At 59.3% G+C, this 15546-nt stretch carries 13 protein-coding genes; 7 read left to right on the top strand and 6 right to left on the bottom strand.

Going from position 1 to position 15546, the window contains the following annotated elements:
* Window positions 1–75: 75 nt before the first annotated feature.
* From IQ22_RS03900 to IQ22_RS03880, 5 genes are all read left to right on the top strand, one after another.
* Window positions 76–1011 carry a hydrogen peroxide-inducible genes activator gene (locus tag IQ22_RS03900; protein WP_145138340.1) on the top strand — a complete coding sequence of 312 codons (936 nt, stop codon included), beginning with the start codon at window positions 76–78 and terminating at the stop codon, window positions 1009–1011.
* Window positions 1008–3083 (top strand): ATP-dependent DNA helicase RecG, encoded by a 2076-nt coding sequence (gene recG / locus IQ22_RS03895; protein WP_145138337.1) that lies wholly within the window; start codon window positions 1008–1010, stop codon window positions 3081–3083. The genes IQ22_RS03900 and recG overlap by 4 nt, the downstream gene beginning before the upstream one ends.
* Window positions 3084–3168: 85 nt before the next feature.
* Complete coding sequence (locus IQ22_RS03890) at window positions 3169–4575, top strand: aminoacyl-tRNA deacylase and HDOD domain-containing protein (RefSeq protein WP_145138334.1); 1407 nt, start codon at window positions 3169–3171, stop codon at window positions 4573–4575.
* 371 nt (window positions 4576–4946) lie between these two features.
* Window positions 4947–5585, top strand: coding sequence for an SCO family protein (locus tag IQ22_RS03885; protein ID WP_145138332.1), 639 nt, complete (start codon window positions 4947–4949; stop codon window positions 5583–5585).
* A gap of 27 nt (window positions 5586–5612) precedes the next feature.
* Complete coding sequence (locus IQ22_RS03880) at window positions 5613–5975, top strand: VOC family protein (protein ID WP_342212448.1); 363 nt, start codon at window positions 5613–5615, stop codon at window positions 5973–5975.
* Between the two features lie 2 nt (window positions 5976–5977).
* On the opposite strand, the gene IQ22_RS03875 is transcribed toward IQ22_RS03880, so the two are convergent.
* Window positions 5978–6403, bottom strand: coding sequence for a VOC family protein (locus IQ22_RS03875; protein WP_145138330.1), 426 nt, complete (start codon window positions 6401–6403; stop codon window positions 5978–5980).
* Between the two features lie 103 nt (window positions 6404–6506).
* Between IQ22_RS03875 and IQ22_RS03870 the strand changes: the two genes are divergently transcribed.
* The gene (locus IQ22_RS03870) at window positions 6507–7373 is read left to right on the top strand and encodes a LysR family transcriptional regulator (RefSeq protein WP_145138327.1); all 867 of its coding nucleotides are present in this window, start codon (window positions 6507–6509) and stop codon (window positions 7371–7373) included.
* Here the strand turns inward: IQ22_RS03870 and IQ22_RS03865 are convergent, their stop codons facing one another.
* From IQ22_RS03865 to prlC, 4 genes are all read right to left on the bottom strand, one after another.
* Window positions 7374–8933 (bottom strand): phospholipase D family protein, encoded by a 1560-nt coding sequence (locus tag IQ22_RS03865; RefSeq protein WP_145138324.1) that lies wholly within the window; start codon window positions 8931–8933, stop codon window positions 7374–7376.
* Between the two features lie 102 nt (window positions 8934–9035).
* On the bottom strand, window positions 9036–9812 hold the full coding sequence (locus tag IQ22_RS03860; protein ID WP_145138321.1) for a DUF1835 domain-containing protein: 777 nt from the start codon (window positions 9810–9812) through the stop codon (window positions 9036–9038).
* Window positions 9812–10087 carry a YheV family putative zinc ribbon protein gene (locus tag IQ22_RS03855; protein ID WP_145138318.1) on the bottom strand — a complete coding sequence of 92 codons (276 nt, stop codon included), beginning with the start codon at window positions 10085–10087 and terminating at the stop codon, window positions 9812–9814. Before IQ22_RS03855 ends, IQ22_RS03860 begins: the two co-directional genes overlap by 1 nt.
* A complete protein-coding gene (gene prlC / locus IQ22_RS03850) occupies window positions 10084–12135 on the bottom strand; it encodes an oligopeptidase A (RefSeq protein ID WP_145138315.1) in 2052 nt (683 codons plus the stop codon). Before prlC ends, IQ22_RS03855 begins: the two co-directional genes overlap by 4 nt.
* Before the next feature lie 101 nt (window positions 12136–12236).
* Between prlC and IQ22_RS03845 the strand changes: the two genes are divergently transcribed.
* Entirely contained in the window at window positions 12237–12788 is a 552-nt protein-coding gene (locus tag IQ22_RS03845; protein WP_145138313.1) for a gamma carbonic anhydrase family protein, read from the top strand.
* 151 nt (window positions 12789–12939) lie between these two features.
* Here IQ22_RS03845 and IQ22_RS03840 read toward each other — a convergent pair whose 3' ends face one another.
* Window positions 12940–15525, bottom strand: a complete 2586-nt coding sequence (locus tag IQ22_RS03840) for a mechanosensitive ion channel domain-containing protein (RefSeq protein ID WP_145138310.1) — start codon at window positions 15523–15525, stop codon at window positions 12940–12942.
* Window positions 15526–15546: the final 21 nt, after the last annotated feature.

The following is a 15546-nucleotide window of genomic DNA, read 5'->3' as shown; positions in this document are numbered from 1 at the left end:
ACTTTGCCTGTGCGGCCAGAGTCGACTCGTTGACTTTGTACCGCTAACAGGGACGGCGCTAAGGATTGACTCGACATGACCCTCACTGAACTGCGCTATATCGTGACTCTTGCTCAAGAGCAACATTTCGGCCGTGCCGCCGAGCGTTGCCATGTCAGCCAGCCGACACTGTCGGTCGGCGTGAAAAAGCTGGAAGACGAGCTTGGCGTACTGATTTTCGAACGTAGCAAGAGCGCGGTCCGCCTGACGCCTACGGGCGAGAGCATTGTTGCCCAGGCGCAGAAAGTGCTGGAGCAGGCCCAAAGCATTCGGGAGCTGGCCCAGGCAGGCAAAAATCAGCTCAGCGCACCGTTGAAGATAGGCGCCATTTATACCATCGGCCCGTATTTATTCCCGCATCTGGTTCCCCAGCTGAACCGGGTCGCGCCGGAGATGCCGCTGTACATCGAGGAAAACTTCACGCATGTTCTGCGGGACAAGCTGCGTACCGGTGAGCTCGACGCCATCATCGTCGCCCTGCCGTTCAGCGAGCCGGACGTATTGACCAAGCCGCTCTACGATGAGCCGTTCTACGTGATGATGCCGGCCCGCCATCCCTGGACAGAGTTGAAATCGATCGATAACTCACAGCTCAATGACAAAAGTCTGCTTTTGCTGGGTGAGGGCCACTGCTTCCGCGATCAGGTCCTTGAAGCATGCCCAACGGTGCGCAAGCATGGCGAAGAATCCAAGCACACCCAGGTTGAGTCGTCCTCGCTGGAGACCATCCGGCATATGGTCGCGTCGGGTCTGGGCGTTTCCGTTCTGCCGTTCTCGGCCGTGGAAAGCCATCACTATGCGCCGGGTGTGATCGAGGTGCGTCCCTTTAATGCGCCGGCCCCGTATCGCACCGTAGCCATCGCCTGGCGCGCTAGCTTCCCTCGACCGCGCGCCATCGAAGTTTTGGCGGACTCGGTGCGTCTGTGTTCGATAGCACGGCCTGAGGCTCAGGGAGTTGTACAGCCCGCATGACCGAGCTGTCCGCCATTTCGGTGACGGCACTCAAGGGTGTCGGTGAGGCTGTGGCCGAAAAGCTGGCCAAGGTAGGACTCGAAAATTTACAGGATGTCCTGTTCCATCTGCCGCTAAGGTATCAGGACCGCACCCGCGTCACGCCTATCGGTGCTTTGCGCCCTGGGCAGGACGCAGTGGTGGAGGGTATGGTCGCAGCGGCAGACGTCATCATGGGGCGCCGCCGCAGCTTGCTGGTGCGCTTGCAGGACGGCAGCGGCACATTGAGCCTACGCTTCTTCCATTTCAGCCAGGCGCAGAAGGATACCTTCAAGCGCGGGACGCACCTGCGCTGCTACGGTGAAGTACGGCCGGGCGCTTCTGGGCTGGAGATTTACCACCCTGAATACCGCGCGCTAAACGATGATGCCCCCGCGCCGGTGGAAAAGACCCTGACGCCGATCTACCCGACAACCGAAGGGCTGACCCAGCTGCGCCTGCGCCAGCTTACTGAACAGACTTTGGCTCGATTGGGGCCGGACAGCCTGCCGGACTGGCTACCTTCCGAGATGGCGCAGCAATACAAGCTTGGCCCGCTGGCCGAAGCCCTGCGGTATCTACACCGGCCGCCGCCAGACGCTAACCTTGAGCAGCTTGCCGAAGGGCATCATTGGGCGCAGCGGCGGTTGATCTTCGAGGAGTTGCTGACTCATCAACTGTCCCTGCAGCGCCTGCGTGAAACTATGCGTGCGCAGCAGGCGCCACCTCTGCCACCGGCCAAGCGCTTGCCCAAGCAGTTTTTGGCCAACCTGGGGTTCAAGCCGACAGGCGCACAGCAGCGCGTAGGCGCTGAAATCGCCTACGATCTGGCTCAGGACGAGCCCATGTTGCGTCTGGTTCAGGGTGACGTTGGGGCCGGCAAAACAGTGGTTGCGGCCATGGCCGCGCTACAGGCGATCGAGGCCGGTTATCAGGTCGCGCTGATGGCTCCGACGGAAATCCTCGCTGAGCAACATTTTCTCAACTTTTCCCGCTGGCTGGAGCCGTTGGGGATTGAAACCGTCTGGCTGGCGGGGAAACTCAAAGGCAAGGCGCGGATGGCTTCGCTGGAGCGGATTGCAGCAGGGGCTCCGATGGTCGTCGGTACTCATGCGCTTTTTCAGAATGAAGTGCATTTTTCACGACTGGCACTGGTTGTCATTGATGAGCAGCACCGCTTTGGGGTCCAGCAACGTCTGGCCCTGCGCCAGAAAGGGGTAGAGGGTCGCCTGAGTCCGCACCAGCTGATCATGACGGCAACCCCTATTCCACGCACCTTGGCGATGAGCGCCTATGCGGATCTCGATACGTCGATTCTTGACGAGCTGCCGCCCGGCCGAACACCGGTAAATACGGTTACCGTGCCGGATAGCCGCCGTGAGGAAGTGGTCGAGCGGGTCCGCGCTGCCTGTTACGAGGGCCGGCAAGCCTATTGGGTTTGTACGCTAATCGAGGAGTCGGAAGAGCTGACCTGCCAGGCGGCGGAAACCACCTTTGAAGAGCTGTCGCTGGCGCTGGGCGAGCTGAAAGTCGGCTTGATCCATGGGCGTATGAAGCCTGCCGAAAAGGCCGAGGTGATGGCGGAATTCAAGGCAGGAAACCTGCAACTGCTGGTCGCTACAACCGTGATCGAGGTTGGCGTAGACGTCCCCAATGCCAGCCTGATGATTATCGAAAACCCGGAGCGCCTAGGCTTGGCCCAGCTACATCAGTTGCGTGGACGAGTCGGACGGGGCAGCGCGGTCAGCCATTGTGTTCTACTCTTTCATCCGCCCTTGTCGCATATCGGTCGTGAACGTTTAGCCATCATGCGAGAGACAAATGATGGCTTTGTGATAGCAGAAAAGGACTTGGAATTACGAGGGCCGGGTGAGATGCTGGGTACGAGGCAAACCGGTCTTTTGCAGTTCAAGGTAGCCGATTTGATGCGAGATGCCGATCTTCTACCAGCGGTACGAGAAGCGGCACAGCGCCTGCTGGCGAAGTGGCCAGCTCATGTGAGTCCCTTGCTTGAACGTTGGTTGCGCCATGGGCAGCAGTACGGTCAAGTTTGACAAATCTTGTACAACTATGGATCAGTAGCGTTCCAGAGCGATTTTAGGTCGTTATACTGGAAGCATCTGGACTGACGGATTTCCCATGACTGACGTAGCCCACACTTCTGAACCCACCCCTCATGCTCCTGATTCTATTAGGCAGCTAATGGACACGCTCGGCATTCCTTACCGTGAGGTATCCGTAACAGCGGATATTCCAGAGCATGCCCAGCGGGTGCAGACCATCATTCTGGACGATTCGGCGGGCACGTTGATGGTGCTGTTTCCCCAGGATCAATTGTTGGATCTTAACCGCCTGTCGGAAATGACGGGGCGATCTTCCTTAACGGTCATGCACCCGGATCGCTTGACGCGTGTTTTGAACAAGCACGAATTGAATGTGCTGCCAGGGTTGCCCACGTTGAGCAATGCACCGTGCCTGTATGACGAGCGCTTGCTTCATGATGGCTGCCTTCTAGTCGAGTCAGGCGAGCAGGGCGTTTTGCTGGAGGTGTCGACAGAAGACTTCCGGCGCTTGTTGACGAAGGCTAATCCGGGGCGCTTTGGGGAGCCGCTGGAAACCATTCATCCGAACCTTGACCGTCCGGAACAGGACCAGACAGAAATTGCCCGTGCCGTCAGTACTTTTACAGCCCGACGCATTCAACAGCGACTCGACGAGACGCTTGAGATTCCGCCGCTGTCCAAGACGGCAGAAAAGATCATCAAGCTGCGGGTAAATCCTGAGGCGACTACGGATGATCTGGCAGGTGTTGTCGAAACCGATCCGGCTTTGGCCGCGCAGGTCATCAGCTGGGCTTCTTCGCCTTACTATGCGGCGCCGGGAAAAATCCGTTCGGTGGAAGATGCCATTGTCCGTGTGTTGGGGTTTGATTTGGTGATCAACCTGGCGCTGGGGCTGACGCTAGGCAAGACGCTCAGTTTGCCAAAGGATCGGCCACACACTGCTACGCCTTACTGGAAACAGGCCATCTTTTCTGCGGCGGTTGTCGAGGGGCTGGCGCGTGCCATGCCGCGCGCGCTACGGCCAGAAATGGGAATTTCCTATCTGGGCGGCTTGTTGCATAACTTTGGCTATCTTGTACTGGCCTATGTGTTTCCACCGCATTTTTCTCTGATCTGTCGCCATGTGGAGGCCAACCCGCATCTGGATCATACAAAGATTGAGCAGCATCTGATCGGTATCACGCGTGAGCAGATTGGAGCCTGGCTGATGCGTAATTGGGAGATGCCAGAAGAACTGGTAGCGGCGCTGCGCTTCCAGAATGACCCAACCTATCAGGGCGAGCACGCGGTGTATGCGAATCTGGTGTACATGGCAACTCATCTGCTGCGAGCCCAGGGCATTGGTGAGGGGCCGGCACGCGCCGTGTCGCCAGAGCTGTATGAGCGCCTTGGCATCAAACCGGAAAAGGCACAGGAATGCCTCCAGCGTGTCATGGGCGCTGAGGCGGCCTTGCGTGAGCTGGTCTCGCAGTTTCCTCATTGAAAACTTGGATCGTAGACGCCTTCCGCCTCTGAAGGCGTCTTGTTCTAAAGCGTGACTGCCCTAGTACTTGCTAACAGTCCGGCGGCAAGATGGTTGACCTCTCCTGGATAACCATACCGCTGAGCCGGGCAGACGGGATGTCTGCGGTTTGGCAGCTATCGAGCGTGCCTTAGAGACGTCCTTGCCCCTGCCTCGCGGTCAGGTGCAAGCGTTGCCGCTGGCTGAGGACGCGCAGTTACGAGCCTGCCGAATCATGATCGGATCAGTGCGGTGTTCTAAGCGCTTCGCCGGTGAATTTCTGCAGTGGGTCGTGCGAGGGGAGGGTACATCCAGTACCCTGAGTGTATTTTGTCTAGCAAGGTTTCCTGCCCATGACTACTGCTCGTCGCACTGCTCTTGTCATTGTTGCCCTTATTGCCCTGATCGTAGCGGCCTCGCTGGGGTATCGTGCCTTCCAGGCTGAACGTGGCCCTGATCCTGCCGCATTGAGAGAAGCCGGTATTATCCTGCTACCCAAGAGCAAGCCGCTGCCAGCCCTTGAGTTCACCACACAGGACAAGGAAGCCGTCAGCACCGATACGCTGAAGGGTCAGTGGCGACTGTTCTTTTTCGGCTACACCTTCTGTCCTGATGTTTGCCCCGCCACGCTGGCCCAGTTGCGGCAGCTGTTTATGAAACTTCCAGAGCGGGACCGCGATCGGTTAGGCGTGACCTTTGTGACGGTTGATCCTGCACGGGACACGCCGGAGAGGCTCAAGCAGTACATCGAGTTCTTCAACCCTCGGTTCCAGGCACTGGCAAGTAGCCTTGAAAACACCCAGAAGCTGTCCAGCGCCATTGGTATTCCCTTCATTCCGGCGGACACGACCAAAGAGCATTACACCGTTGATCATGGTGCCAACCTTGCGCTGGTCAATCCAAATGCTGAAATCGTCGGGTATGTTCGTCAGCCGCTCGCACTCGACGCTCTGGCACGTGAGCTGCCTGCGCTGATGAGCGATCAGCCCTGATGACGGTGCGGCTACTGATCAATCTAGATGTTGATGACCTGGAGCACGGGATCGCCTTCTATACCCAGGCACTCGGCCTGCATCTGCAACGTCGGCTATGTCGCGGAATTGGGTGGTGCCGCCGTTCCGGTCTATCTGCTGCAAAAAGCGGCAGGTAGCGAGACGGCGGGTCAGGTACGGCATTATCGACAGCACTGGACCCCGATACACTTGGACCTGGTGGTAGATGATCTGGACGCCGCGCTGGCACGTGTTCTGGCGGCAGGCGCTACTCTGGAAGGCACTGTACAGCGTTCGGCCTTCCGCGAGCTAGCTACAGTACGTGACCCGTTCGGTCACGGGCTCTGCCTGCTGCGTTTTCTGAGTGAGCCGTACCGGGACGGCGAGTAATCCTACTTAGCGAAAAGCTGGCCGATATCCTTGAATGCCTTGAACTCCAGGGCATTACCGCAGGGATCGAGCAGGAACATGGTTGCCTGTTCGCCTACTTGTCCCTTGAAGCGCACATACGGCTCGATTACGAAGGCTGTACCGCGGCTTTGCAAACGATCCGCCAGCGCCTCCCATTCCTCCCACCCCAATACCACACCGAAATGTGGCACAGGCACGTCATGGCCATCGACCGGGTTGGTGTGAGCTTGCTCCTGCGCTGCGGTGCGCGGGTGTTCATGGATAACCAGTTGATGCCCGAAAAAGTCGAAGTCTACCCAGTGAGCGCTGCTGCGGCCTTCGGCACAGCCGAAGACGTCGCCGTAAAAATGCCGAGCAGCGGCCAGGTCATAGACAGGAATCGCCAAGTGGAACGGGGAGAGTGCCATGAGCATCAGCCTCAACAGGAGAAAAGATAATTCTGAGCCACACGTGTTTCGATGGAAAAACGAATATTCTTGCTGTCGAGCAGCAAAAATTTTGAGGCTGGACATGCTTCGTGAGCTAAAGACTTTTATGGCGGTAGCCCGGCACGGCACGTTCTCGGCGGCAGGACAGCACGTTGGCCTGACCCAGTCGGCTGTAAGCGCACAGATGCGTCATCTTGAGCAGGACCTGGGTGTGCGCTTGTTCGACCGCACCGGGCGTGCTGCACTACTCAACGCTGCGGGTCAGCAGGCACTGCCATTGGCCGAGCAGATCCTGGCGTTGTACGAGCAAATGGCGGCGCCGGCTGATGTGGCTCACTGGCAGGGCGAATTAAAGGTTGGCGCCATTGCATCGGTCCAGACTGGCGTGCTGCCTGAGGCACTCATGCGCTTTCGTCGCGAGGCGCCGCAGGTCGATATCAAGCTGATCCCAGGGGTTTCCTTGCATCTGCTCGGACAGGTAGATGCGGGTGAGATAGACCTGGCGCTGATGATCAAGCCACCCTTCAACCTGCCCAAGGAGCTGACTGAAGTGGCCTTGAACCGTGAACCCTTTGTTCTGATCACGCCGTTCGATTTAACTGGCGATGACCCGCTGACGCTTCTGGAAGCCCAGCCGTTCGTGCGTTACGACCGGCGCTCGTTTGGCGGACGACAGGTCAGCCACTTCCTGCAGGCGCAGCGGCTCACGGTAAAGGAAGCCCTTGAGTTGGATGAGCTGGAGGCCATCGTACGGATGGTTGAATGTGGCTTGGGGGTGGCGTTGATTCCCCAGGCTGGCCTGCTGTTAGAGCGGCAGGCGCACGTTAGAATCCTTTCGCTTGGGGCGCTGACGTTTTACCGCGAGCTGGTTGGCGTCATGCGCCGTGGATTGCGCAAGCAGGCTGCGCTGGCAACCTTTCTAGAGTGCATACACCAGGCGCAACGGTAATCACAACATTCGTTCCAGGCCGACTGCCTGTACGACCCAGGCGTTAAATCGACGCCAGAGGCTGCCGGGTTCGTGATGGAGTTCGTACAGCTTGCCGTTACGCTCCTCTAGCCAGACCAGGCGTACCTTCCCGTCACGCTCGATACGTTTGACCTGATAACTGACCCCAGGCGCCATACCGTCGAGGATCAGCTGGCGTACGCGAGCGGCCAGGGCAGGGCTGTCGACCAAAATACCTACTTCAGTGTTCCAAAGAATTGAGCGTGGGTCGAAATTAAAAGAGCCAACAAAGGTGCGCTCGCGATCAAGCACCAGTGCCTTGCTGTGCAGGCTGGATTGCGACTGTCCAAAGCTGTACGCCTTGGTTGTTTCTTTTTCCGCCTGAGCACGCATTTCGTAGAGCCGGATACCTTTTTCCAGTAACGCCTCGCGGTAGGGTGCATAGCCGCCATGCACCGCAGGGACATCGGTGGCTTCCAGGGAATTGGTAAGTACCCGGATATCTACGCCTTTGGCTGCTTCCTGGCTCAAATATTTCAGCCCCGTTTCCGTTGGCACAAAATAGGCCGAGACCGTGAATAGTTCCTGATCAACTGCTTGCAGGTCCGGCAGTAGTTGGGTGGTCAGTAACAGCGAAGGATGGGGCTCGCCCTCAGCGGCGATTTTGCTAGGGGCATCCCAGAGCGCCTTGCTATGAGCCCAGGTTAGTTCTTGCAGCCAGCCTTCCAGACGCGGGGCTGTCACGTATTGACGCAGACGGTTGTAGAGCGCCGAGTCGCGTACCCGCTCGCTATCTAGATAGCGTTGCAAACCATGACGCATGCGGGTAAGGGAGGCCTGAGACGGAGGGCGGTGCAGAAAGCCTGTGATGGGCTGGCTGATAGAGCTGTTCCAGTACTGGTCGAAGCTGTGGCTCAGTTGGGCAGCTACCGGTCCCGCTGCCAGTAGATCCAGGTCAGTAAAATTCATCTCTGGCTTGGCGTCAAAATACTCGTCGCCCAGATTACGACCACCCACGATGGCAATGCTGCTGTCGGCAAGCAAGAGCTTGTTGTGCATACGTCGATGTTGACGTGACAGATGTAGGAGGCGCCCTAGATAACGGGTGACATCCGTGCTGCGACCCACCCGCACGGGGTTGAAAACCCGAATCTCGATATTGGGATGAGCCGCCAGGGCCGCCAAGGCATAGTCATTGCCGTCGCTGCTGGTGTCGTCGATCAAGAGGCGGATACGTACGCCCCGGTCCGCTGCCATCAGTAACTCGTTGACCAGCATGCGGGTCGTCACGCCGTCGTGAATGATGTAGTACTGAATGTCCAGGCTGCGCTGGGCCAGGCGGATCAGCTCGGCGCGGGCGGTAAAGGCATCGGTGCTGGAATCCAGCAGACGAAAACCCGAACGTCCAGGGTACTGGATGGTGAAAGGTGCAATATCCGCAGCGAGTTGTGTACCTGAAGCAGGCAGTGCGGAAGAGGGAAGCGGGACCGCTACTTGGGCGCACCCTGTCAATAACAGCATTCCAAGCAATAGCAGGCGAATGGACAAGGGACCCTCCATGGTAAAAGCGTTTCCCTTTGACGCTGGCGTTTTAGTTAAATTCGGGCAGGAAGAGTGATCTGGCTATCATTGCCGCTACGTTTTACCAGCAGCTCATAGCTATCAGGTAGGCAACAGGCGCACCCGATAATGCATGTAAGACGCATCGGCCGGGCCTTCCAGTTCGAGCACGCCCTGAGCAGCCAGTTCACGGGCACGCCAGAAGAGAAAGAAATCTGAAGCGAAGAAACCTTCGGTGCGTACCATGGTTTCTGCCATGACACGTGCCAGTGGCCCCCATTCCGACGGGCATTGACTGGTAAGGACGCTATCGACCATAGCGAAGGCTTCGCCGTGAAACGCGCCCTCACGCCAGCGGCGAACCTGCGCGTTTTCCCGAACGGCCTTATGCCATTGCTCTGCCAATGCACGCTGGCGTTTGGCATCGACAAGATGGGGTGTATAGAAGGTTCGAAGTTGCTCAGGCGAACACATTCCTACCGCCCGACGTTGATTGGTTGCACTGATGCCTGTTCCACATGGAACATCATAAAGCTCAACAGAAGAATGCTCTAAAGTAGCTGCAATTCGGCACAGGAGAAGCTGTTCCGAAGCGCTGTCACCATGCCAGACCGTTACGGGGCGATCGGCCTTTGCCAAGTACTTTAACCAGTCGGCCTCAATAGACAGCTCACCGGAGAAGTCGGCCACCGGAATGTCCGCTGGCCATACCGAGGTCCAGAAGGCAGCACGAATCGAGCAGGGCGGCTGATCTACGTCCTGCAAGGGTCCTACCGCCATGTCATCGTGCATCACGCGCAGTAAGGCAGCTGCTATCTCGTCGCCCAAGACCTGGCGAACACTGTCTGCCGCTACGTCACCGCATGTGATATGCCACATCAGTCGTCCGCCTTGTCCTTTTTCAGCTTGGGGTTGGGATAGAACTGTGCAACCTTGATCTGCGGTGCAGCCGGTTTGGGGGATTTGGGCGCATTAACACGCGTGGGCAATTCCTTCGGAACGGAATTGCCGCGCTCGTCCAACGTGTCCGCATAACCGCAGGCGGCGCACTCGCGGTGCGGTACGCCATCCTCGCTCCACATCTTCATCGTGTCCACTGTCTGGCAGGCGGGGCACACGGCCCCGGCGATGAAGCGTTTAACCGGTCCGCTCATGCAGCCTCCTCGGTAAGGCCGGAATGGCGCAGCAAGGCGTCAATGCTCGGCTCACGACCGCGGAAGTCGACGAAGAGGACCATGGGCTCTAACGAACCACCGCGGGCCAGGACGGCTTCACGGAAAGCGCGGCCGGTTTCGGCATTGAACACGCCCTCTTCCTCGAACTTGGAGAAGGCATCGGCCGACAGGACTTCCGCCCACTTGTAACTGTAATACCCTGCGGCATAACCACCGGCGAAGATGTGGGCAAAGCTGTTGGCAAAGCGGTTATAAGCCGGCGGACGCATGACCGAGACCTCATCGCGGATGGATTCCAGCACGTCCAGCACGCTGCGGCCGTCCCCATGGGTGGCATGCAGCTCGAAGTCGAATAGCGAAAACTCCAGCTGACGCACCATCATCAGGCCGGACTGGAAGTTTTTTGCAGCCAGCATCTTGTCCAGCAGTTCCTGTGGCAGCGGCTCGCCGGTTTCGTAATGACCGGAGATCAGCGCCAGACCTTCCGGCTCCCAGCACCAGTTTTCCATGAACTGACTTGGCAGCTCGACCGCATCCCACGCCACGCCGTTGATGCCTGACACACCGGCATGCTCGATGCGGGTCAACAGGTGATGCAGGCCATGGCCGAATTCGTGGAACAGGGTGGTCACTTCATCGTGGGTCAGCAGGGCGGGCTTACCACCACTGGCCGGGGTAAAGTTGCAGACGAGGTAAGCGATCGGGTTGATCAGCTCGCCCTGGGCATTGCGACGCTTGTCGCGAGCACCGTCCATCCAGGCACCGCCACGCTTGTTGGCGCGAGCGTAGAGGTCAAAGAAGAAGCGACCCACGTGCTTGCCGTTTTCGGTGATCTCGAACAGACGAACATCCGGATGCCATTTGTCGAAGCCGTCTTTGATTTCGCTGATCTCAATGCCGTAGAGCTTTTGCACCACGGCGAACAGGCCGGAGAGAACCTTGTCGACCGGGAAGTAGGCACGCAGCTCTTCCTGGGAAAGCGAGTAGCGGGCCTGACGCAGCTTCTCGGCGAAGTAGCCAGTGTCCCAGCTCTTGAGATCAGTCACGCCCTGCTCAGCGGCAAAGGCCTTGAGCTGATCCAGATCGCGCTGGGCGAAGGGCTTGCTGCGCTGGGCCAGATCACGCAGGAAATTCAGAACCTGCTCGCTGGACTCGGCCATCTTGGTGGCCAGGGACAGCTCGGCATAGTTGGCGTAGCCCAGCAGGCGCGCCAGCTCCTGACGCAGGTCAAGGATTTCTTCCATCACCGGACCGTTGTTGAACTGGCCGGCATTGGGGCCCTGGTCGGAGGCGCGGGTGCAGTAAGCCGCATAGATTTCTTCGCGCAGGGCACGGTCGTCGGCGTAGGTCATCACCGCGTAGTAGCTAGGAAATTCCAGATTGATCAGCCAGCCGTCCAGCCCCTTGGCCTGGGCTGCGGCAGCCATTTGGGCTTTGGCGGAGTCGGTCAGGCCGGCCAGAGCGGATTCGTCAGTGACGTGCTTGGTCCAGGCCTGAGTGGCATCCAGCAACTGGTTAGAGAACTTGCTGGACAGCTCTGACTTGCGCGACTGAATCTCCCCATAGCGCTTCTGCTGCTCAGGCGGCAGGTCGATACCGGACAGGCGGAAATCGCGCAGGGCATTCTCGATGATCTTTTTCTGGGCGGTATCGAAGCTCTTGGCTTCTTCGCTCTCGGACAGCTTACGGTAGGCCTCGAAAAGGTCCTTGTTCTGGCCGATTTCGGTGGAATAGGCCGAAAGCTTTGGCAGGCAGGCCTCATAGGCGGTACGCAGTTCGGCGTTGTTGCAGACAGCATTCAAGTGCGTAACCGGGCTCCAGGCTTGGCCCAGGCGGTCGTTCAATTCGTCGAATGCGACAACCAGCCCTTGCCAGGTCGGATTTTCCTTCTGGGTCTTGAGCAGCTCGGCAATGGCGGCACGGTTATCGGCCAGGATTGCATCAATGGCCGGCTCGACATGTTCGGGCTTGATCGCGGAGTAGGGTGGCAGGTCGTAGGGCTGTAACAGAGGATTGCTGGCGCTCACGGTGTTCCCCTTGGGCGATGAATACGAGTAGCGTAGAGACAACTATATGGAGCTCATGTTAATAGGACTCAAGCCCAAATGGATGAGAAAAGGTATCTATCGTGACCATTCGAACTTACCAGAATAAAACACCGGTGTTGGGCGAGCGTGCTTTTGTGGACGCGACGGCCGTGGTTATTGGTGACGTGGAGCTGGGCGCGGATAGCTCCGTCTGGCCGCTGACCGTCATTCGCGGCGATATGCACCGCATTCGCATCGGAGCGCGAACCAGCATCCAGGATGGCAGTGTGCTGCACATTACCCATGCCGGTCCGTTCAACCCGGACGGCTATCCCTTGATCGTAGGCGATGAGGTCACGGTCGGCCACAAGGTCACCCTGCATGGCTGCACCATTGGTAATCGGGTACTGGTGGGCATGGGCAGCATTGTCATGGACGGCGCTGTGGTGGAGGACGACGTGATCATTGGCGCAGGCAGCTTGGTGCCGCCGGGCAAAAGGCTGGAGAGCGGGTTCCTGTACGTTGGCAGCCCGGTCAAGCAGGCACGTCCGTTGAACGACAAGGAGCGCGGTTTCTTTCAGTACAGCGCCAACAATTATGTAAAGCTGAAAGACCAGCATCTGGCCGAGGGGTATGACCGGCCAGACAGCTGAGACACCCGCCCGGAAATAGCCCGTTTCGCCAAGTGGTGGGAGGTATCGCTGCGCCCCCGCACCTCTTGATGCACGGTTATTCGGGGGCGAGGCGCGTCACCTGAGTGCAGCGATATAGTGCAGCGATATTTAGCAGGTCAGCTTGACAGGTTTAACCTCCTGCTTCCGGACTGGGCGGATTGCTGGCCGTAGGGGTCGGTGCGCGGTCCGCCGCTGCGGTCTTGTTCGGCATGACAAGATAGGTGCGCGGATCGGCGATAGTAATGCCGAGTTCACGAAAGCGCTTCAGGATGCGACGGTTGATCTCGCGCTGCACGCCCCAGCGGCCCTTATCGATACAGCGCATCTGGCCCAGCACGGTCACCATCGAGCCGTCCACCGCATCGACGCCCCAGACTTCCAGGTCATTGATGATCAGATCCTTGAAGGCTGGATCCTCCCGCATCTCGGCGCCGATCGCCTTGAGCGTGTCGAAGACTTGGTCGATGTCGGTGTGGTAGCCCACGTTGATCCGTACTGAGGCGTTGCCAATGCCGCGGTTGATGTTGTTGACCGTAGACACCGAGCTGAAGGGCACGATATGCAGCGAACCATCGCTGGCGCGTAGCCGTACGGTGCGGATCGACAGGTATTCAACCGTGCCGGATACGCCCGCTACGGTTACCCAGTCGCCCACCTGCATAGCGTTTTCCATGAGCAGAAAGATGCCGGTGATAAAGTCCTGGACGAGTTTCTGCGAGCCGAAACCAACGGCGACACCAATGATGCTCGCGCCGGCCAACAGGGGTGTCGTATTGACGCCCAGCTGACTGAGCGCGGTCAGGCCGACGATGAGCACGATGGCGATAAGCAGGAAGCTGCGCAGCATGGGCAACAGGGTACGCAGGCGGGCCGCCCGGACCAAATCGCCTTGCGCGGCCCAGAGGGCCAAGCGCCGCTGAACCGCCGCGTTGGCGCATTCCCATACGACGATAGCCACGAGCGCCGCCACCAGAATGGTCAACAGGGCCGAAAGCAGGCTGCGGCCAATGGTGCCGCCGGCAAACCAGCCCAGCGCGTCCAGGCCCCAGACCTGACACAGGATGACACCTGTACACAGGGTGATGACCAGGGTTGTCAGGTGACGGGCGAGCGGGTAGTAGCGGCTGGCCAGACGGCTGCGGATCGCTGATGTTGGCGCGCTGTCTGCTTCGTTGTCCGGCTCTTCAGGCGGCCTGAAGGCGCGCTCCACGGCACCCAGGATAAGGATAGCGACCAGCCGGGCGGCAATGATGATGGTACCGGAAAGACCGATGAAATTGATCAGCTTGGGAAAACCGTTTTCAACACCCAAAGCCCAGACGACCCACAGGCCGCTGACGAACGCAGCGGCGAAAAAGGACCATACCAGGGCCAGCCAGTTGCGCAGCGCAGTGGTTGTTCCGCTCGCCTCGGCCGGTGCGGCGATCATCGCACCAACAGGCGTGCGGAGCCGAAAGATCAGGATGACGAGGCACAGGTGCACCAACAGGGAGAAGAGTTTAACGATGGCCAGATGGCCGGCCTTGCCAGCGCCGAGGACCTCCAGCGCATCGGCCAGGGCAAGGCCAAAGCTGGCCAGGATGACGGCATAGCGTAGCCAGCGCTCCAGGGCGCTGGCGATGTCGGTACGGACTGTGAATAAACGCAGCCCTTGACCGGCCGGGGCAATCAGCAGGCGAATGAGGGCCATCGTGGCGCGGGTGGTAACGTAGGCGCCGACAAAAGCGCGGACTACCGTCAATACGCGTGTTTCATCACCCGAGAGGGCCCGCATGATCAGACCCGCCACGCAAAAGAACACGACCAGCGGCAGCAGGTCGAGCAGCAGCGAGCCCAGGGCATACGGCAAGCGGCGCAACGTCCCCCAGTGCTGGGTGGGTTGGGTCGCCGGGTGGGTGGGGCCTGCTGGCGTAGCGGCCCGAGCCGGCTCCGTCGAGGCAGGACCTCCGGCGGCGGCGTTGGCAGGGCCCACAGGGACCGCCTCGATCCGCTCGATGCCATCGCGGGTCGTCTGGACCAGCGCTACCGACTCGTGAGCAGGACGTGTACCGCTCACGGTTGTTGCCTGCTCCCATGCGGCTTGCTCCGTGCGGGCTTTTTCCTGCACCCGGCACTGCCGCTCCTCAAGGGCGGCCTGCTTTTGCCGGGCTCGTGTCTCGGCGGCTTCCGCCTGCCGAATTAGTAAACGACGCGGGTGGCCCAGCAGGTAATAAAGACCCCACTCCAGTACGAGGCCTACGGCAAACACGATAATCAGGTCGATCAGCGCTTCCTTCAGGGTACGGCGTTCGCTCTCGCTATTGAGGCTGGCCTGTGACCAGGCGGGTAATTCGAGACTGGCCTGCCGAACCTGGCCGAGCTGGCTTTCAAGACTGTCCCCCCAGCGCGTGATCTGCCGGAGCGTGATGGCGATCAGGCCATTGGCCTCGAGTGCAGGCGTGGCGGCAGGGGCCGGGTCGGGTGCTGCCGCGGTCGTGTCGGTCGTTTCGTCAGGGGGTGGCGTCTCGGTGGTTGCCGGTGCTGCGTCAGCGATGGCCTTGAGCGCTCGTACGGCTTCGGCGCGCTGCTGGTCGTCTTGCAGAACGGTAATGGCGCGGCGTGCATCAGCCGGTGAGAGCGTTTCGTCGGACGGGCTGGATTGATCGGCCGCCAGGGCAGGTCCTAGGATAAAGGTCAGAAGCACGGTGAGCAGTAAGCGCTGTTTCTGTCTGGGCATGGTTTTCGTATCGGATGGTGA

The sequence above is a fragment of the Pseudomonas duriflava genome (genome assembly GCF_007830155.1).
Taxonomy (GTDB): Bacteria; Pseudomonadota; Gammaproteobacteria; order Pseudomonadales; family Pseudomonadaceae; genus Chryseomonas; species Chryseomonas duriflava.
Note: the sequence above shows the minus strand (reverse complement) of the source record. Positions and strands in the feature narration are given on the sequence as shown.